The organism is Leucobacter sp. M11 (assembly GCF_035726885.1).
Classification (GTDB): Bacteria; Actinomycetota; Actinomycetes; order Actinomycetales; family Microbacteriaceae; genus JAPFRB01.
In genome coordinates this window covers 1-440 of record NZ_JAPFRB010000013.1, presented here as the reverse complement: position 1 = coordinate 440, position 440 = coordinate 1, and the positions used below count along the sequence as shown (strand labels likewise).

1 protein-coding gene is annotated in these 440 nt (G+C 79.3%); it reads left to right on the top strand.

All coding sequences use genetic code 11. The features are described from left to right. A partial coding sequence (locus OOT08_RS19285; protein WP_325094431.1) for a DUF222 domain-containing protein occupies window positions 1–440 on the top strand: 440 nt, incomplete at both ends.

The window sequence follows — 440 nt, the reverse complement described above, 5'->3', positions numbered from 1 at the left end:
GAGGCCGACTCCGGCCCGAGCCAGCTCGCCCGGGCCCGGCACCGGCAGATCCTCGCCGACGCCGACCGCGTCGAGGGACTCGGCCGCCGCATCGACGCGGCCCGCATCGAGATCGCCGGCCGCCTCGCCCGAGCCTCACACCGCGCCCTCGGCTCCGACGGGCTCGCCCGCACGAGCGGCTTCCGCACCGCCCCCGAGCTCCTCGCCGCCCTGACCGGCACCAGCGCCGCGACCGCGGGCCGCCGCATCCGCCTCGCCGCGGTCACCCAGCCAGAAGAGACGCTCACCGGTGGCGCTACCCCGGCCCGGTTCCCCGCCGTGCACGAGGCCATGCGCCAGGGCGAGCTCGGCCTGGACGCCGCCCACGCGATCACCGGGGGCCTGGGCGCGGGGATGTCCCGGGTCGGGCACCTGCCCGAGTTCGCCGACGCCGAGCGCGC